Below are 19423 nucleotides of genomic sequence, written 5' to 3'. Positions count from 1 at the left end.
GGAACACGTTCCGGACCCGCACATCTGCCGTGGGTGACTACTTCGCCTCGGCCAGCAGCTTCTGCAGGCGCGAGACGCCCTCGACCAGGTCCTCATCGCCCAGCGCGTACGAAAGACGCAGGTAGCCGGGGGTGCCGAAGGCCTCACCCGGGACGACCGCGACCTCGGCCTCTTCCAGGATCAGCTCGGCCAGCTCGACGCTGGACTGCGGGCGCCGGCCGCGGATCTCCTTGCCCAGGAGCTCCTTCACCGACGGGTACGCGTAGAACGCGCCCTCCGGCTCCGGGCAGAGCACACCGTCGATCTCGTTGAGCATCTGCACGATCTTGCGACGGCGGCGGTCGAAGGCGACCTTCATCTCCTCGACGGCCGTCAGATCGCCCGAGACGGCGGCGATGGCGGCGGCCTGCGCGACGTTGGAGACGTTGGAGGTGGCGTGCGACTGGAGGTTCGTCGCCGCCTTGATGACGTCCTTGGGGCCGATCGCCCAGCCCACCCGCCAGCCGGTCATGGCGTACGTCTTGGCCACGCCGTTGACGATGATGCACTTCTCGCGCAGCTCGGGCACGACCACCGGCAGCGAGGAGAACTCCGCGTCGCCGTAGACCAGGTGCTCGTAGATCTCGTCGGTCAGCACCCACAGGCCGTGCTCGGCGGCCCAGCGGCCGACCGCCTCGACCTGCTCGCGGGTGTAGACCGCGCCGGTCGGGTTCGACGGCGAGACGAACAGCAGGACCTTGGTGTTCTCCGTACGAGCGGCCTCCAGCTGCTCCACGGTCACGCGGTAGCCGGTCGTCTCATCGGCGACCACGTCGACCGGCACGCCGCCCGCGAGCCGGATCGACTCGGGGTAGGTGGTCCAGTACGGCGCCGGGACGATGACCTCGTCACCCGGGTCGAGAATGGCCGCGAACGCCTCGTAGATGGCCTGCTTGCCGCCGTTGGTGATCAGGACGTTGGCGGCCTCGATCTCGTAGCCGGAGTCGCGGCGGGTCTTCTCGACGATCGCGGACTTCAGCTCCGGGAGGCCGCCGGCCGGGGTGTAGCGGTGGAACTTCGGGTTGCGGCAGGCCTCGACCGCCGCCTCGACGATGTAGCCGGGCGTGGGGAAGTCGGGCTCACCGGCGCCGAAGCCGATCACCGGGCGCCCGGCGGCCTTGAGGGCCTTGGCCTTGGCGTCGACGGCGAGGGTGGCGGACTCGGAGATCGAACCGATGCGGGCGGAGACCCGGCGCTCGGTGGGGGACGATGCGGAAGGAGTGGCAGCGCTCATACAGGCATCGTCGCAGACCGCCGAGGAGCCCGGCACGGGGGTTTGCGGGCACCGCCCCGGGGGTTTCTGTTCGACGCCCGGCGCGGAAGCACGTACACTCGCTGACCGTTGGCCTTCAACGGGTCGCCGCGACTCACGCACTTAGTGCAGTCGGTCGTATGCGGTAGGTTGGGGGAACCACAAAGGGTCGTAGCTCAATTGGTAGAGCACTGGTCTCCAAAACCAGCGGTTGGGGGTTCAAGTCCCTCCGGCCCTGCTACACGCACTTTCTTCACCAAGGTGCGTGCACGCGTACGTATGAAATGCACCGCCGTGCGGCTCAACCGGGCGCGGCACGGCCACGACCCGGATTCAGGTGAGGACGAGTGACGGACGCCCTGGGCTCCATCGACATGCCTGAGCGCGGTCGTTCCGAGGACGACATCGCGGAATCCCAGAAGAAGCCCCGTCGCGGCGGTAAGCGCGGCAAGAAGGGGCCTTTTGCGCGTCTCGCGCTCTTCTACCGCCAGGTCGTGGCAGAGCTCCGCAAGGTCGTCTGGCCCACGCGCAGCCAGTTGTCGACGTACACCAGCGTGGTGATCGTCTTCGTAGTCATCATCATCGGTCTCGTAACCGTGATTGACTTGGGAATCAACCGAGTCGTCGGGTACGTCTTCGGCTGATCCCGCGGAGGGTGCCTCAGCGGGCGGCCTTTCGCACGTTCAACCCCTTGAAGCAAGGAAGAAGCAGCCACGTGTCTGACCCGAACCTGAACGACGCCGCCAAGCCCGTCGCGGCTGCAGAGGCCGAGGTTGACGAGGCCGTCTCGGCCGAGGTCGAGGGCGACGACACCGCTCTGGAGATCGTCGCGAACGCCGATGGTGTCGACGAGCTCGACGCCGAGGACGCTGCTGCCGACGAGCCCGCCGAAGAGGCCGCGGTGCACGTCGAGGACGACGCCGAAGCCGCCGACGAGGTCGCCGAGGACGAGTCCGAGGAGGAGCAGGAGCCGGTCGACCCGGTGGCCGCCCTCCGCGACGAGCTGCGCACCCTCCCCGGTGAGTGGTACGTCATCCACACCTACGCGGGCTATGAGAACCGCGTGAAGACCAACCTTGAGCAGCGCGCCGTCTCGCTGAACGTCGAGGACTACATCTTCCAGGCCGAGGTGCCGCAGGAAGAGGTCGCCCAGATCAAGAACGGCGAGCGCAAGACCATCCGCCAGAACAAGCTCCCGGGCTATGTGCTGGTGCGGATGGACCTTACGAACGAGTCCTGGGGTGTCGTCCGTAACACCCCGGGTGTCACCGGATTCGTCGGCAACGCCTACGACCCGTACCCGCTGACGCTGGACGAGATCGTCAAGATGCTCGCCCCGGAGGCCGAGGAGAAGGCCGCCAAGGAGGCCGCCGCGGCCGAGGGCAAGCCGGCGCCGTCCCGCAAGCTCGAGGTCCAGGTGCTGGACTTCGAGGTGGGCGACTCCGTCACCGTCACCGACGGCCCGTTCGCGACGCTGCAGGCGACGATCAACGAGATCAACGCCGACTCGAAGAAGGTCAAGGGCCTGGTCGAGATCTTCGGCCGGGAGACCCCGGTCGAGCTCAGCTTCGACCAGATCCAGAAGAACTAGTTTCTTCCGGAACACCAGCCACCGAACAGGTCAGACCGCGCCTCTACTGGGGGCACCTCCCGCTTGCGGGGGACGGTCTGACCTGTCGGTTTTTGGCCGCGCGACAATACCCGTTATCGTTGTGCGGTATGCCTCCATCCGGATGACCGGATTGCGGGGCGAACCAACTCTCACTAGGACCCGGAGAGAGCATGCCTCCCAAGAAGAAGAAGGTCACGGGGCTTATCAAGCTCCAGATCAGCGCCGGCGCCGCCAACCCGGCTCCGCCGGTCGGCCCCGCGCTGGGCCAGCACGGCGTCAACATCATGGAGTTCTGCAAGGCCTACAACGCCGCGACCGAGTCGCAGCGTGGCATGGTCGTGCCGGTGGAGATCACGGTCTACGAGGACCGTTCCTTCACCTTCGTCACCAAGACCCCGCCGGCCGCGAAGCTCATCCTGAAGGCCGCGGGCGTGGAGAAGGGCTCCGGCGAGCCGCACAAGACCAAGGTCGCCAAGATCACCGAGGCGCAGGTCCGCGAGATCGCCACCACCAAGATGCCCGACCTGAACGCCAACGACCTGGACGCCGCGTCGAAGATCATCGCCGGCACCGCCCGTTCCATGGGCATCACGGTCGAGGGCTGATCAGCCCCTTCAGGCAACCCGTGGCAGGACCAGGCGCTGGTCCGCACCACGACTCCACCCCACTGCATCAGGAGCAGAAGTGAAGCGCAGCAAGACTCTTCGCAACGCGGACGCGAAGATCGACCGGGAGCGTCAGTACGCCCCGCTCGAGGCCGTCCGTCTCGCCAAGGAAACCTCGCCCGTCAAGTTCGACGCGACCGTCGAGGTCGCCATGCGCCTGGGTGTCGACCCGCGCAAGGCCGACCAGATGGTCCGTGGCACCGTGAACCTCCCGCACGGCACTGGTAAGACCGCCCGGGTCCTGGTCTTCGCGACCGGTGACCGTGCTGCGGCCGCGGAAGCCGCCGGCGCCGACATTGTCGGCTCCGACGAACTGATCGACGAGGTCTCCAAGGGCCGTCTGGACTTCGATGCCGTCGTCGCCACCCCGGACCTGATGGGCAAGGTCGGCCGCCTCGGCCGCGTGCTCGGTCCGCGTGGTCTGATGCCGAACCCGAAGACCGGCACCGTTACCCCGGATGTCGCCAAGGCCGTCACCGACATCAAGGGCGGCAAGATCGAGTTCCGCGTGGACAAGCACGCGAACCTCCACTTCATCATCGGCAAGGTGTCCTTCGACGACGCCAAGCTGGTGGAGAACTACGCCGCGGCGCTCGAGGAGATCAACCGCCTCAAGCCGTCCGCCGCGAAGGGCCGCTACATCAAGAAGGCGACCATCACCACCACGATGGGCCCCGGCATCCCGCTGGACGCCAACCGCACCCGCAACCTCCTCGTGGAGGAGGACCCCGCGGCCGTCTGATCTGCTGATCGACGCCGCGTAGGGCGCTGTACGTAGTCAGGCCCCGCTTCCCGGCCGGGAAGCGGGGCCTGACGTATTGCGTGACGGCGCTCTCGGCTACAGTCAACTCCGAGGTCCGTACAGGAGATCTGAGCCTTGATCCATCGACCAATGCCTTGTGGATTAGGACCTCGGAAAACCAAGAAGTACCTGGCTCAAGACCAAGCTCTATTGTGACGCGTACGCAACAAACGCATGCAGGGCGGAATGTCTGCCGCCAGTTGTGATGGACATCGGGGAGGAAAACGTGAAGAATTCGAAGGTAAAGCGCGTGCTTGCAGGCGCGGCTGTGGCCATTGCTGCATTCGCTGTCCCAATGGCGACGGCTGGACCAGCGTCCGCCAACGACACTGATTGCGCCAATTACCTTTCCGGCAAAGGCTATGTCGTTTTCCCTGAGATGTTCAGGGCATGCGCGATCCACGGGCCTCTTCGTGGGGTTCCTGCTAAGGGTTGTGTAGATGGCCTGACCGCTAACAGGATCCGCCCCTACGACGCCGGGGCCGCGTGCATACAGGCTTCGGTGTGACGCGTAGTTCGACCGGTTCACTGCCCTAGCTAGCGAGCGTTTTCCCGTCAGGCCCCGTTTCTCCCTTGCGAGAAGCGGGGCCTGACGCGTTCGGTGTCAGTGCCCTGCACTACAGTCGCCCCGAGGTCCATAAGGAGAAATAAGGGGGAGCCTCAAGTGCGTAGCACGCGTATGACCGCCATCGCGGCGGGGGTTGTCATCATGGTGGCCGGTCTGAGCGCCTGTAACGACAAGGGCGGCGACGGCGACAAGGCCGGCGGCAGCACCGGCGGAAGCAGCAGCACCGGTGGCAGCACAGGCGGGAGCGGGAGCAGCTCCTCCTCGGGCGTGGCGGACGCCTTGAAGGCCGCCCAGTCGGCGACCGACGCCAAGAAGACCGTCCAGGTGGACACCACCAAGAAGATGGGCACCGGCACCGCTACGTCCAAGGGCGGGGTGGACTGGAACGACGGCGTGCAGATGAACGTCGAGATCTCGATGTCCGGTGGCAAGGGCAAGCCGATGAAGACCCTGTACACCAAGGACGCGGTGTACACCAACCTTGGCATGGCCATCGGTGGCAAGTCCTGGATGAAGACCAGTTTCGCGGACCTGGCGAAGAAGCCGGGCGGTGCCGCGACCCAGGAACTCGTGGCTACTGCCAAGCCCAGCCAGTCGATCGAGTGGCTGCTCACGGCCAAGGACCTCAAGGCGGTGGGCAAGGAAGACGTCAAGGGCGTTGAGGCAACCCACTACAGCGGCACGATCTCCTACGACGTGGAGGCCAAGGGCCTGAGCCCGGAGGCGCAGGAAGCGCTCAAGAAGCAGCTGGCGGCGTCCAAGGTCAAGAGCCAGAAGCTCGACATCTGGATCGACTCCGAGAACCTGCTGGTCAAGCAGCAGGCGGAGTCTGGCGGCAGCACCGGTACGTCGTACTACTCCGGCTACGGCACCAAGGTTGACGTGACCCCGCCGCCGGCGAGCGACGTCATGGAACAGCACGGCTGACGGTCGCGGCGGGGTGCCGCACGGCGCCCCGCTCGGGCCGATTTGCCTGACCGCAGGCCGTTCCCGTACCGTACGCAGGAAGCCAAAGACCGCTGGTTGTCTCTGCGCGTCCCGATTCCGGGCGTGTGGCGGCCGAAGGATCCGCTAGCTGCGGACGGCCTGCGCAGGTGTGTATGGATGAACTCCCGGACGGTTGCCGTTCGGTCGAGTACGCCCCGTGCGCCTGCGCCGGGGCGTTTGTTTTGCCCAGCCCCTTCTGCGCGGTCCTCATCACCCGGAAGGAGGCCGAGGCTCATGGCGACGTCCGACAAGATCGCAGCCGTTGCAGAGATCACGGAGAAGCTCCGTGGTTCCAACGCAGCTGTTGTGACCTCTTACACCGGACTTTCCGTGGCGCAGCTCAAGGAGCTGCGTCGATCGCTCGGTGACAACGCTCAGTACCGTGTGGTGAAGAACACGCTGACCAAGATCGCGGCCGAGGAGGCCGGGATTCAGCTGGACGAGCACCTCAAGGGCTCGACCGCTGTTGCCTTCGTGACCGGTGACCCGGTCACGGCGGCGAAGGGTCTTCGTGACTTCGCCAAGGAGAACCCGAATCTCGTCATCAAGGGCGGTGTCCTTGAAGGTAAGGCGCTGACCGCCGACGAGATCAAGAAGCTTGCGGACCTCGAGTCCCGCGAGGTTCTGCTCGCCAAGCTGGCGGGTGGCATGAAGGCGTCCATGGCCAAGGCCGCGGCGACCTTCCAGGCCCCGCTCACGAAGTTCGTCCGCACCGCGGAGGCGCTTCGCAGCAAGGTCGAGCAGGGCGGTGCCGGTACGCCGGCTCCCGCCGAGGCTGCCGAGTAACCACTCGTTGGCCCAGCGGGCCCGTACGCCCGCCATTCATGTACATCCGGCACCAGCCGAATTAGTGGAAGGACCGCCACCATGGCGAAGCTCAGCCAGGAAGACCTGCTCGCGCAGTTCGAGGGCATGACCCTCATCGAGCTCTCCGAGTTCGTGAAGGCGTTCGAGGACAAGTTCGACGTCGAGGCTGCCGCCCCGGCCGCCGTCGTTGCCGCCGGTGCCCCGGGCGCCCCGGCCGCCGAGGTCGAGGAGCAGGACGAGTTCGACGTCATCCTCACCGGTGCCGGCGACAAGAAGATCCAGGTCATCAAGGTCGTGCGTGAGCTGACCTCCCTGGGCCTGAAGGAGGCCAAGGACCTCGTCGACGGCACCCCGAAGCCCGTCCTGGAGAAGGTCGCCAAGGACGCCGCGGAGAAGGCCGCCGAGGCCCTCAAGGGCGCCGGCGCCTCCGTCGAGGTCAAGTGACCCCAGTGAGTCTCTGACTCACGTCCTGAGCACCTGAGGTGTAACGGACAGCATGCCAAGGGCGATCACCCATGCGGGTGGTCGCCCTTCGGCGTGCTCGCCACGGCTGCATTGCCTCGCGCCGGAGTGCGAGTATGGTGATCATCGTTGTCCGGACCTGCCCCCATGTGACGATCTCCCTGAGGTGGGGGGCCTTGACGAACCGCACGCGGCGCGCAATTCTCTGGACGCGACGCAGAAGCGATCCGGGGTTCGAGGCATGGATCGCCGACGAAGAGGGAAGCATCGGTGTGCGCCACTGGCGCAAGGGCTTTCGGCAGGCGCAGGGCATTGGGCGAAGAGAAGAACAACGAGGGGCCCCTCCGGCGAGGAGGACGCGCCCTCCCGGAGGGAGAAGATCGGTATCACAGCGATGAACCGGTCTCCGGAAACTCGCTCTGGACATCAGTGTGCCAAGTGGCTACACTGACCCTTTGCGCTGCCTGTTAGCTGCTCCCTGCCCGTCACCAGGGGCATACCCGAGCCCGAGCATTGCTGAATGATACGCCCTGACCTGGGCTTTCTCTCACTTTGTTCGTTCGGGACCGGTACGCGCGTAGTGAGTCCGAGCCCTCGGAAGGACCCCCTCTTGGCCGCCTCGCGCAACGCCTCGACTGCCAATACGAACAACGGCGACAGCACTGCCCCGCTGCGCATCTCTTTTGCGAAGATCAAGGAGCCCCTCGGGGTTCCGAACCTCCTTGCGCTGCAGACCGAAAGCTTCGACTGGCTGCTCGGCAATGCCGCATGGAAGGGTCGCGTCGAGGCTGCGCTGGAGAGTGGGCAGGAAGTTCCCACCAAGTCCGGTCTCGAAGAGATCTTTGAAGAGATCTCTCCGATCGAAGACTTCTCCGGGTCGATGTCGCTGACGTTCCGCGACCACCGCTTCGAGCCCCCGAAGAACTCCATCGACGAGTGCAAGGAGCGCGACTTCACGTACGCGGCTCCGCTGTTCGTCACCGCCGAGTTCACCAACAACGAGACCGGCGAGATCAAGTCTCAGACGGTCTTCATGGGCGACTTCCCGCTCATGACGAACAAGGGCACCTTCTGCATCAACGGCACCGAGCGTGTCGTCGTCTCGCAGCTGGTCCGCTCGCCGGGTGTCTACTTCGACAGCTCCATCGACAAGACGTCCGACAAGGACATCTTCTCCGCCAAGATCATCCCGTCCCGGGGTGCCTGGCTGGAGATGGAGATCGACAAGCGCGACATGGTCGGTGTGCGCATCGACCGTAAGCGCAAGCAGTCCGTGACCGTCCTGCTCAAGGCGCTCGGTTGGACCACCGAGCAGATCCTCGAGGAGTTCGGCGAGTACGAGTCCATGCGCGCCACCCTGGAGAAGGACCACACCCAGGGCCAGGACGACGCGCTGCTCGACATCTACCGCAAGCTGCGTCCGGGCGAGCCGCCGACCCGCGAGGCCGCGCAGACGCTGCTCGAGAACCTCTACTTCAACCCCAAGCGCTACGACCTCGCCAAGGTCGGCCGCTACAAGGTCAACAAGAAGCTCGGCGGCGACGAGCCGCTCGACGCGGGCGTGCTGACCACCGACGACGTCATCGCCACGATCAAGTACCTGGTCAAGCTGCACGCCGGCGAGACCGAGACGATGGGCGAGTCGGGCCGTTCGATCGTCGTCGAGACCGACGACATCGACCACTTCGGCAACCGTCGTCTGCGCAACGTCGGCGAGCTCATCCAGAACCAGGTCCGCACGGGTCTGGCTCGTATGGAGCGCGTCGTGCGTGAGCGCATGACCACCCAGGACGTCGAGGCGATCACGCCGCAGACCCTGATCAACATCCGGCCGGTCGTCGCCTCCATCAAGGAGTTCTTCGGCACCAGCCAGCTGTCGCAGTTCATGGACCAGACCAACCCGCTGTCGGGTCTGACCCACAAGCGTCGTCTGTCGGCGCTGGGCCCGGGTGGTCTCTCCCGTGAGCGGGCCGGCCTGGACGTCCGTGACGTGCACCCCTCGCACTACGGCCGCATGTGCCCGATTGAGACCCCTGAAGGTCCCAACATCGGTCTGATCGGCTCGCTGGCCTCCTACGGTCGGGTCAACGTCTTCGGCTTCATCGAGACGCCGTACCGCAAGGTCGTCGACGGTCAGGTCACGGAGGAGGTGGACTACCTCACCGCTGATGAGGAGGACCGCTTCCTGATCGCGCAGGCGAACGCCAAGCTCTCCGAGGACATGCGCTTCTCCGAGCAGCGTGTGCTGGTCCGCCGGCGTGGCGGCGAGGTCGACCTCGTCCCCGCCGACGAGGTGGACTTCATGGACGTCTCGCCGCGCCAGATGGTGTCGGCCGCGACCGCCATGATCCCGTTCCTCGAGCACGACGACGCCAACCGCGCGCTCATGGGATCGAACATGATGCGCCAGGCCGTTCCGCTGATCAAGGCGGAGTCGCCGCTGGTCGGCACCGGCATGGAGTACCGCTGTGCGGTCGACGCCGGTGACGTCATCAAGGCGGAGAAGGACGGTGTGGTCCAGGAGGTCTCCGCGGACTACATCACCGTTGCCAACGACGACGGCACGTACACCACGTACCGCGTCGCCAAGTTCACGCGTTCCAACCAGGGCACCTCCTTCAACCAGAAGGTCGTCGTGGACGAGGGCGCGCGGGTCATCGAGGGCCAGGTCCTCGCCGACGGTCCGTCCACGGACGAAGGCGAGATGGCGCTCGGCAAGAACCTGCTCGTCGCGTTCATGCCGTGGGAGGGCCACAACTACGAGGACGCGATCATCCTGTCGCAGCGCCTCGTGCAGGACGACGTCCTCTCCTCGATCCACATCGAGGAGCACGAGGTCGACGCCCGTGACACCAAGCTGGGCCCCGAGGAGATCACCCGGGACATCCCGAACGTCTCCGAAGAGGTCCTCTCCGACCTCGACGAGCGCGGCATCATCCGTATCGGTGCCGAGGTCGTCGCCGGCGACATCCTCGTCGGCAAGGTCACGCCCAAGGGTGAGACCGAGCTGACCCCCGAGGAGCGCCTGCTCCGCGCGATCTTCGGCGAGAAGGCGCGCGAGGTGCGCGACACCTCGCTGAAGGTGCCGCACGGTGAGATCGGCAAGGTCATCGGCGTCCGCGTCTTCGACCGCGAAGAGGGCGACGAGCTTCCTCCGGGCGTGAACCAGCTGGTCCGCGTCTACGTCGCCCAGAAGCGCAAGATCACCGACGGTGACAAGCTCGCCGGCCGGCACGGCAACAAGGGTGTTATCTCCAAGATCCTGCCGGTCGAGGACATGCCGTTCCTGGAGGACGGCACCCCGGTCGACATCATCCTCAACCCCCTGGGTGTCCCGTCCCGAATGAACCCGGGACAGGTCCTGGAGATCCACCTCGGCTGGCTCGCCAGCCAGGGCTGGAAGGTCGAGGGTGTGGACGAGGAGTGGAAGAAGCGCCTCCACGCCATCGCCGCCGACGAGGTCGCCCCCGGCTCCAACGTCGCCACCCCGGTGTTCGACGGCGCCCGCGAGGACGAGATCTCCGGTCTCTTCGAGTCGACGATCCCGAACCGCGACGGCGAGCGCATGGTCAAGGGCTCCGGCAAGGCGCGGCTGTTCGACGGCCGCTCCGGTGAGCCCTTCCCGGACCCGATCTCGGTCGGGTACATGTACATCCTCAAGCTGCACCACCTGGTCGACGACAAGCTGCACGCGCGTTCGACCGGTCCGTACTCGATGATCACCCAGCAGCCGCTGGGTGGTAAGGCTCAGTTCGGTGGCCAGCGGTTCGGTGAGATGGAGGTGTGGGCGCTGGAGGCTTACGGCGCCGCATACGCCCTCCAGGAGCTGCTGACCATCAAGTCCGACGACGTGACCGGCCGCGTGAAGGTCTACGAGGCCATCGTCAAGGGCGAGAACATCCCCGAGCCCGGCATTCCCGAGTCCTTCAAGGTGCTCATCAAGGAAATGCAGTCCCTGTGCCTCAACGTGGAGGTGCTGTCCTCGGACGGCATGTCCATCGAGATGCGCGACACCGACGAGGACGTCTTCCGCGCAGCGGAGGAGCTCGGCATCGACCTGTCCCGGCGCGAGCCGAGCAGCGTCGAAGAGGTCTGACGGGAGTTCGGCCGGGGAGCCAGTGATGGTTCCCCGGCCGGCCCCAGGACCCCCGTTTCAGACCCCAAGACTTACAACCCTGAGAGGGATTGACGCATAGTGCTCGACGTCAACTTCTTCGATGAGCTCCGGATCGGTCTGGCCACCGCTGACGACATCCGTCAGTGGAGCCACGGCGAGGTCAAGAAGCCCGAGACCATCAACTACCGCACCCTCAAGCCCGAAAAGGACGGACTCTTCTGCGAGAAGATCTTCGGTCCGACCCGGGACTGGGAGTGCTACTGCGGTAAGTACAAGCGTGTCCGCTTCAAGGGCATCATCTGCGAGCGCTGCGGCGTCGAGGTCACTCGCGCCAAGGTGCGTCGTGAGCGGATGGGCCACATCGAGCTGGCCGCTCCCGTTACCCACATCTGGTACTTCAAGGGTGTGCCGAGCCGGCTGGGCTACCTGCTGGACCTCGCCCCCAAGGACCTCGAGAAGGTCATCTACTTCGCCGCCTACATGATCACGTGGGTGGACGAGGAGCGCCGTACGCGCGACCTGCCCTCGCTGGAGGCGCATGTCTCCGTCGAGCGTCAGCAGATCGAGCAGCGCCGCGACTCCGACCTGGAGGCCCGCGCCAAGAAGCTCGAGACCGACCTGGCCGAGCTCGAGGCCGAGGGTGCCAAGGCCGATGTGCGCCGTAAGGTGCGCGAGGGTGCCGAGCGCGAGATGAAGCAGCTGCGCGACCGTGCGCAGCGCGAGATCGACCGTCTCGACGAGGTCTGGAGCCGCTTCAAGAACCTCAAGGTCCAGGACCTGGAGGGCGACGAGCTCCTCTACCGCGAGCTGCGTGACCGCTTCGGCACGTACTTCGACGGCTCCATGGGTGCCGCTGCCCTGCAGAAGCGCCTGGAGACCTTCGACCTCGACGAGGAGGCCGAGCGCCTCCGCGAGATCATCCGTACCGGCAAGGGCCAGAAGAAGACCCGTGCGCTCAAGCGCCTCAAGGTCGTCTCCGCCTTCCTGCAGACCCGCAACAGCCCCAAGGGCATGGTGCTGGACTGCATCCCGGTGATCCCGCCGGACCTGCGTCCGATGGTGCAGCTGGACGGTGGCCGCTTCGCGACCTCCGACCTGAACGACCTGTACCGCCGCGTGATCAACCGCAACAACCGCCTGAAGCGGCTTCTCGACCTCGGTGCGCCCGAGATCATCGTGAACAACGAGAAGCGCATGCTCCAGGAGGCCGTCGACGCGCTCTTCGACAACGGCCGTCGTGGCCGCCCGGTGACGGGCCCCGGCAACCGTCCGCTGAAGTCGCTGTCCGACATGCTCAAGGGCAAGCAGGGCCGCTTCCGTCAGAACCTGCTCGGTAAGCGAGTCGACTACTCGGCGCGTTCCGTCATCGTCGTCGGCCCGCAGCTCAAGCTGCACCAGTGCGGTCTGCCCAAGGCCATGGCGCTGGAGCTCTTCAAGCCGTTCGTGATGAAGCGCCTGGTGGACCTGAACCACGCGCAGAACATCAAGTCGGCCAAGCGCATGGTCGAGCGCGGCCGCACCGTCGTGTACGACGTCCTCGAAGAGGTCATCGCCGAGCACCCGGTGCTGCTGAACCGTGCGCCCACCCTGCACCGCCTCGGCATCCAGGCCTTCGAGCCGCAGCTGGTCGAGGGCAAGGCCATTCAGATTCACCCGCTCGTCTGCACCGCGTTCAACGCGGACTTCGACGGTGACCAGATGGCCGTCCACCTGCCGCTCTCCGCGGAGGCGCAGGCCGAGGCCCGCATCCTGATGCTGTCCTCGAACAACATCCTCAAGCCCGCCGACGGCCGTCCGGTCACCATGCCGACCCAGGACATGGTGCTCGGCCTCTTCTTCCTCACCACGGATGAAGAGGAGCGCAAGGTCATCGGCGAGGGCCGGGCGTTCGGCTCGACCGCCGAGGCGATCATGGCGTTCGACGCCAAGGAGCTCTCGCTCCAGGCGAAGGTCGACATCCGCTTCCCGATCGGCACGGTCCCGCCCCGCGGCTGGACCCCGCCGGCTCCGGAGGAGGGCGAGCCCGAGTGGCAGCAGGGTGACAGCTTCCGGCTGCGTACGACCCTGGGCCGCGCGCTCTTCAACGAGCTGCTGCCCGAGGACTACCCGTTCGTCGACTACTCGGTGGGCAAGAAGCAGCTCTCCGCGATCGTCAACGACCTGGCCGAGCGCTACCCCAAGGTCATCGTGGCGGCGACGCTCGACAACCTGAAGGCGGCCGGTTTCCACTGGGCGACCCGTTCCGGCGTCACCGTCGCCGTCTCGGACATCGTCGTGCCGGAGGCCAAGAAGGCCATCGTCGCGGGCTACGAGGCCCAGGACGAGAAGGTCCAGAAGCAGTACGAGCGCGGTCTGATCACCAAGGACGAGCGCACTCAGGAACTGATCAACATCTGGACCAAGGCGACCAACGAGGTCGCCGAGGCGATGAACGAGAACTTCCCCAAGACGAACCCCATCTTCATGATGGTTGACTCGGGTGCCCGAGGAAACATGATGCAGATGCGGCAGATCGCCGGTATGCGTGGTCTGGTGTCGAACGCGAAGAACGAGACCATCCCGCGTCCGATTAAGGCGTCGTTCCGCGAGGGTCTGTCCGTCCTGGAGTACTTCATCTCCACGCACGGTGCCCGTAAGGGTCTGGCGGACACCGCCCTGCGTACCGCCGACTCGGGTTACCTCACCCGTCGTCTGGTCGACGTCTCCCAGGACGTCATCATCCGCGAGGAGGACTGCGGCACCGAGCGCGGCCTCAAGCTGCGGATCGCCTCGAAGGACGCCTCCGGCGTGCTGCGCAAGGCGGACGACGTCGAGTCCAGCGTGTACGCGCGGATGCTCGCCGAGGACGTCGTGGTGGACGGCAAGGTCGTCGCCCCGGCCAACGTCGACCTCGGTGACGTGCTCATCGACGCGCTGGTCGCCAATGGCGTCGAGGAGGTCAAGACCCGCTCGGTCCTGACCTGTGAGTCGGCGGTCGGCACCTGTGCCTACTGCTACGGCCGCTCGCTGGCCACCGGCAAGCTGGTCGACATCGGTGAGGCGGTCGGCATCATCGCCGCCCAGTCCATCGGTGAGCCCGGCACCCAGCTGACGATGCGTACCTTCCACACCGGTGGTGTGGCCGGTGACGACATCACCCTGGGTCTGCCGCGTGTCGTCGAGCTCTTCGAGGCCCGTACGCCCAAGGGTGTCGCCCCGATCTCGGAGGCGGCCGGCCGCGTCCGGATCGAGGAGACCGAGAAGACCAAGAAGGTCGTCGTCACCCCGGACGACGGCAGCGACGAGATGGCCTACGGCGTCTCCAAGCGTGCCCGTCTCCTGGTGGGCGAGGGTGACCACGTCACCGTCGGCCAGCCGATGACCGTGGGTGCCGTCAACCCGCACGACGTGCTGCGGATCCTCGGCCAGCGTGCCGTCCAGGTCCACCTGGTCGGCGAGGTCCAGAAGGTCTACAACAGCCAGGGCGTGGCGATCCACGACAAGCACATCGAGATCATCATCCGGCAGATGCTGCGCCGTGTGACGATCATCGAGTCCGGCGACGCGGAGCTGCTGCCGGGCGAGCTCGTGGAGCGCACGAAGTTCGAGGGTGAGAACCGTCGGGTCGTGGCGGAGGGTGGCCACCCGGCCTCCGGCCGTCCGCAGCTGATGGGTATCACCAAGGCTTCGCTGGCCACCGAGTCCTGGCTGTCGGCGGCGTCCTTCCAGGAGACGACCCGGGTTCTGACCGACGCGGCGATCAACGCCAAGTCGGACTCCCTGATCGGCCTCAAGGAGAACGTCATCATCGGTAAGCTCATCCCGGCCGGTACGGGCCTGTCCCGCTACCGCAACATCCGGGTCGAGCCCACCGAGGAGGCCAAGGCCGCGATGTACTCGGCCGTCGGTTACGACGACATCGACTACTCGCCCTTCGGCACCGGCTCCGGCCAGGCGGTCCCGCTGGAGGACTACGACTACGGTCCGTACAACCAGTAAGTCCGGGCAACCGGCGAGCCTGGTTGCTGCGACAGCCACAGGGCGGTCACCCCACTGGGGTGGCCGCCCTGCGGCGTTACGCCGGGACCTTGGGCCGGGACCTTCGGCCGGGTGAGGGAACTTGTTCTCCCATTGCTGCGTCTGTGATGAGAGGATGGGGAGAACTGTGGAGCGGGGGGAGGTTGGCGAGTGGCATTCCAACCGTGGCAGGGTGGGCAGCCGATCCAGCCGGCGCATCAGATGCCGGCGATGCGTGCTTCGCATGCGGATCGTGAGCGTGCGGTCGATGTGCTGAAGGCCGGTTTCGCCGAGGGGCGGCTCCAGCAGACGGAGTACGAGCAGCGGATTACCCGTGCCTACCAGGCGCAGACTCACCATGAGCTGCAGATGCTGGTCGCGGATCTGCCGCAGGGGCCGGTGCCGCAGGCGCAGTTCACGCCGAGGCCGGTGCCGGCGACGTTCATGCCGATGCCCATGCCGATGCCGATGCCGGTGCACACCAACGGCGCGGCGACGGGCGCGTTGGTCTGCGGGATTCTGACGCCGATGACGTGGGGGGCGACGGCGATTCCGGCGGTCATTCTCGGCCATAAGGCGCGGGCGGAGATTCGCCGGACGGGTGAGCGGGGCGACGGTCAGGCCGTTGCCGGCCTGGTGCTGGGCTGGCTGGGGATCGGCGGCTGGGCGTTGTTCCTGCTGCTGATGGTGCTGCTGGCCGTTGCCGGGCACTGAGTGCCGTACGGGGGAGCGCCGGGCGGGGGTGTCCGCGGAGGGTGATCCGCCTTCTTCCCCATCGCCAGTGATGCCACTACGGTGGCGGCAACGCCGTGAGGAGTCCGGCGTGTCCTTCGCGTGTGCATTTGTTTTGACCGTAGCCCATGCGGTAGGTACGCTCTGACCTTGTGCCTGGGGTGTCCCTAGGCTGCCGTGCGCGCAACCTCCCCCAGTGTTCTCCGGGGAGCGCCAGGAGCGCGGAAGCCGGGTCTCGACACCGCAATCTGTCGCCACCATTCGTTCGCGAGGGGTCGGTCTACAGCATTCGACACACCCGACCGCGTGGGTCGGTGACGTTCCAGGTTAGTTGTACCGAGACAAGAAACCGGAGAAACGGTGCCTACGATCCAGCAGCTGGTCCGAAAGGGCCGCCAGGACAAGGTCGAGAAGAACAAGACACCCGCACTGGCGGGGTCGCCTCAGCGTCGTGGTACGTGCACGCGTGTCTTCACGACCACCCCGAAGAAGCCGAACTCGGCCCTCCGCAAGGTTGCGCGAGTCAAGCTGAGCAGTGGGATCGAGGTTACTGCCTACGTCCCGGGTGAGGGGCACAACCTGCAGGAGCACTCGATCGTGCTCGTGCGTGGTGGTCGTGTGAAGGACCTGCCGGGTGTTCGCTACAAGATCATCCGCGGCTCCCTCGACACGCAGGGCGTCAAGAACCGTAAGCAGGCTCGCAGCCGCTACGGCGCCAAGAAGGAGAAGTAAGAATGCCTCGTAAGGGCCCCGCCCCGAAGCGCCCGGTCATCATCGACCCGGTCTACGGTTCTCCTCTGGTGACCTCCCTCATCAACAAGGTGCTGCTGAACGGCAAGCGCTCCACCGCTGAGCGCATCGTTTACGGCGCCATGGAGGGTCTGCGCGAGAAGACCGGTAACGACCCGGTCATCACGCTCAAGCGCGCGCTCGAGAACATCAAGCCGACCCTTGAGGTCAAGTCCCGCCGTGTCGGTGGCGCGACCTACCAGGTGCCGGTTGAGGTCAAGCCCGGCCGCGCCGCGACCCTCTCCCTCCGCTGGCTCGTGGGCTACTCCCGCGCGCGCCGCGAGAAGACCATGACCGAGCGCCTCATGAACGAACTGCTGGACGCCTCCAACGGCCTCGGCGCTTCGGTCAAGAAGCGTGAGGACACGCACAAGATGGCCGAGTCCAACAAGGCCTTCGCGCACTACCGCTGGTAGTCGCAACCCACATCGAGACCGAGAGAAGATTGAGCCGATATGGCCACCACTTCGCTTGACCTGGCCAAGGTCCGCAACATCGGGATCATGGCCCACATCGACGCGGGCAAGACGACCACCACCGAGCGGATCCTGTTCTACACCGGTGTTTCTTACAAGATCGGTGAAGTCCACGACGGCGCTGCCACGATGGACTGGATGGAGCAGGAGCAGGAGCGCGGCATCACGATCACGTCTGCCGCGACGACCTGCCACTGGCCGCTGAACAACGTCGACCACACCATCAACATCATCGACACCCCGGGCCACGTCGACTTCACCGTCGAGGTGGAGCGCTGCCTGCGCGTCCTCGACGGTGCCGTGACGGTGTTCGACGGCGTTGCCGGTGTTGAGCCGCAGTCCGAGACCGTCTGGCGTCAGGCGGACCGCTACGGCGTTCCGCGTATCTGCTTCGTCAACAAGCTCGACCGGACCGGCGCGGAGTTCCACCGCTGCGTCGACATGATCGGGGACCGCCTGGGCGCGGTGCCGCTGGTCATGCAGCTGCCGATCGGCACCGAGATGGACTTCAAGGGCGTCGTCGACCTCGTACAGATGAAGGCCCTGGTCTGGTCCGCTGAGGCCGCCAAGGGCGAGATGTACGACACCGTCGACATCCCGGCCTCGCACGTCGAGGCGGCCGACGAGTGGCGCGGCAAGCTGCTCGAGGCCGTCGCGGAGAACGACGAGGCCATGATGGAGCTGTACCTCGAGGGCCAGGAGCCCACCGAGGAGCAGCTGCACGCCGCCATCCGTCGTATCACCCTTGCCTCCACGGGCGCCGAGGGTTCCGTCACCGTGACCCCGGTGTTCTGCGGCACCGCCTTCAAGAACAAGGGCGTCCAGCCCCTGCTCGACGGCGTTGCCCGCTACCTCCCGTCGCCGCTGGACGTCGGCGCCGTCGAGGGCCAGTCGACCAAGGATGCGGACGAGGTTCTCGTGCGCAAGCCGTCGGACGACGAGCCGCTCTCCGTCCTTGCCTTCAAGATCGCGAGCGACCCGCACCTGGGCAAGCTCACCTTCATCCGGGTGTACTCGGGCCGCCTCGAGGCCGGCTCGCAGGTGCTGAACTCGGTCAAGGGCAAGAAGGAGCGCATCGGCAAGATCTACCGGATGCACGCGAACAAGCGTGAGGAGATCGAGTCGGTGGGTGCCGGTGACATCGTCGCCGTCATGGGTCTCAAGCAGACCACCACCGGTGAGACCCTCTGCGACTCCGCGCACCCGGTGATCCTGGAGTCGATGGACTTCCCGGCTCCGGTCATCCAGGTCGCCATTGAGCCCAAGTCCAAGGGCGACCAGGAGAAGCTGGGTGTCGCCATCCAGCGCCTCGCCGAAGAGGACCCGTCGTTCCAGGTCCACACCGACGAGGAGACCGGCCAGACCATCATCGCGGGTATGGGCGAGCTGCACCTCGACGTGCTGGTCGACCGTATGCGCCGTGAGTTCAAGGTCGAGGCCAACGTCGGCAAGCCGCAGGTCGCCTACCGGGAGACCCTGCGCAAGGCCGTCGAGCGTCTCGACTACACGCACAAGAAGCAGACTGGTGGTTCCGGCCAGTTCGCGAAGGTGCAGATCGCGATCGCGCCGCTCGAGGGCGACGGGTACGAGTTCGAGAACAAGGTCACCGGTGGCCGTATCCCGCGGGAGTACATCCCGTCCGTGGACGCGGGCTGCCAGGAGGCCATGGAGTTCGGTGTTCTCGCCGGCTACCCGCTGACGGGCGTCAAGGTCACCCTTCTCGACGGTGCCTTCCACGAGGTCGACTCGTCGGAAATGGCCTTCAAGATCGCCGGTTCGATGGCCTTCAAGGAGGCCGCGCGCAAGGCCTCCCCGGCCCTGCTCGAGCCGATGATGAAGGTCGAGGTCACCACGCCCGAGGACTACATGGGCGATGTGATCGGCGACATCAACTCCCGCCGTGGTCAGATTCAGTCCATGGAGGAGCGCAGCGGCGCCAAGCTCGTCACGGGCCTGGTTCCCCTCTCGGAGATGTTCGGCTACGTCGGAGACCTCCGCAGCAAGACGTCGGGTCGCGCAAGCTACTCGATGCAGTTCGACTCCTACGCCGAGGTTCCCCGGAACGTCGCCGAGGAGATCATCGCGAAGGCCAAGGGCGAGTAGCTCCGTCTCCCGCGAG

The 19423-nt window shown here is 66.0% G+C and carries 14 protein-coding genes and 1 tRNA gene; 14 read left to right on the top strand and 1 reads right to left on the bottom strand.

Annotated features, from left to right (window positions below):
- Positions 1-37: 37 nt before the first annotated feature.
- Entirely contained in the window at positions 38-1273 is a 1236-nt protein-coding gene (locus ACIRPT_RS11585; protein ID WP_403825498.1) for a pyridoxal phosphate-dependent aminotransferase, read from the bottom strand.
- 183 nt (positions 1274-1456) lie between these two features.
- Between ACIRPT_RS11585 and ACIRPT_RS11580 the strand changes: the two genes are divergently transcribed.
- The 14 genes from ACIRPT_RS11580 (at position 1457) to fusA (ending at position 19407) form a co-directional block, all read left to right on the top strand.
- Positions 1457-1529: transfer RNA gene (locus ACIRPT_RS11580), tRNA-Trp, on the top strand.
- Between the two features lie 109 nt (positions 1530-1638).
- Positions 1639-1935: a preprotein translocase subunit SecE gene (secE, locus tag ACIRPT_RS11575; RefSeq protein WP_403825496.1), complete on the top strand. Its 297-nt coding sequence runs from the start codon at positions 1639-1641 to the stop codon at positions 1933-1935.
- Between the two features lie 71 nt (positions 1936-2006).
- Positions 2007-2882 carry a transcription termination/antitermination protein NusG gene (nusG, locus tag ACIRPT_RS11570; protein ID WP_403505699.1) on the top strand — a complete coding sequence of 292 codons (876 nt, stop codon included), beginning with the start codon at positions 2007-2009 and terminating at the stop codon, positions 2880-2882.
- Between the two features lie 191 nt (positions 2883-3073).
- Positions 3074-3508, top strand: a complete 435-nt coding sequence (rplK, locus tag ACIRPT_RS11565; RefSeq protein WP_128507227.1) for a 50S ribosomal protein L11 — start codon at positions 3074-3076, stop codon at positions 3506-3508.
- Positions 3509-3587: 79 nt separating this feature from the next.
- Positions 3588-4310 (top strand): 50S ribosomal protein L1, encoded by a 723-nt coding sequence (gene rplA / locus ACIRPT_RS11560; RefSeq protein ID WP_403825492.1) that lies wholly within the window; start codon positions 3588-3590, stop codon positions 4308-4310.
- 724 nt (positions 4311-5034) lie between these two features.
- Positions 5035-5865, top strand: coding sequence for a hypothetical protein (locus tag ACIRPT_RS11555; RefSeq protein ID WP_403825489.1), 831 nt, complete (start codon positions 5035-5037; stop codon positions 5863-5865).
- A 294-nt stretch (positions 5866-6159) separates the two neighbouring features.
- Positions 6160-6711 (top strand): 50S ribosomal protein L10, encoded by a 552-nt coding sequence (gene rplJ, locus ACIRPT_RS11550; RefSeq protein WP_400066984.1) that lies wholly within the window; start codon positions 6160-6162, stop codon positions 6709-6711.
- Positions 6712-6792: 81 nt separating this feature from the next.
- Positions 6793-7176: a 50S ribosomal protein L7/L12 gene (gene rplL / locus ACIRPT_RS11545; protein ID WP_403505691.1), complete on the top strand. Its 384-nt coding sequence runs from the start codon at positions 6793-6795 to the stop codon at positions 7174-7176.
- 628 nt (positions 7177-7804) lie between these two features.
- Entirely contained in the window at positions 7805-11290 is a 3486-nt protein-coding gene (gene rpoB / locus ACIRPT_RS11540) for a DNA-directed RNA polymerase subunit beta (protein WP_403825484.1), read from the top strand.
- A gap of 99 nt (positions 11291-11389) precedes the next feature.
- The gene (locus ACIRPT_RS11535) at positions 11390-15289 is read left to right on the top strand and encodes a DNA-directed RNA polymerase subunit beta' (RefSeq protein WP_403505686.1); all 3900 of its coding nucleotides are present in this window, start codon (positions 11390-11392) and stop codon (positions 15287-15289) included.
- 249 nt (positions 15290-15538) lie between these two features.
- Positions 15539-16021 (top strand): DUF1707 and DUF4190 domain-containing protein, encoded by a 483-nt coding sequence (locus ACIRPT_RS11530; RefSeq protein ID WP_403506029.1) that lies wholly within the window; start codon positions 15539-15541, stop codon positions 16019-16021.
- 378 nt (positions 16022-16399) lie between these two features.
- A complete protein-coding gene (gene rpsL, locus ACIRPT_RS11525) occupies positions 16400-16771 on the top strand; it encodes a 30S ribosomal protein S12 (RefSeq protein WP_030062899.1) in 372 nt (123 codons plus the stop codon).
- 2 nt (positions 16772-16773) lie between these two features.
- Positions 16774-17244: a 30S ribosomal protein S7 gene (gene rpsG, locus ACIRPT_RS11520; RefSeq protein ID WP_004571813.1), complete on the top strand. Its 471-nt coding sequence runs from the start codon at positions 16774-16776 to the stop codon at positions 17242-17244.
- Between the two features lie 39 nt (positions 17245-17283).
- Entirely contained in the window at positions 17284-19407 is a 2124-nt protein-coding gene (gene fusA, locus ACIRPT_RS11515; protein WP_403825479.1) for an elongation factor G, read from the top strand.
- The last annotated feature ends 16 nt before the right edge of the window (positions 19408-19423 follow it).

The organism is Streptomyces sp. NPDC101227 (genome assembly GCF_044767545.1).
Classification (GTDB): domain Bacteria; phylum Actinomycetota; class Actinomycetes; order Streptomycetales; family Streptomycetaceae; genus Streptomyces.
Note: the sequence above shows the minus strand (reverse complement) of the source record. Positions and strands in the feature narration are given on the sequence as shown.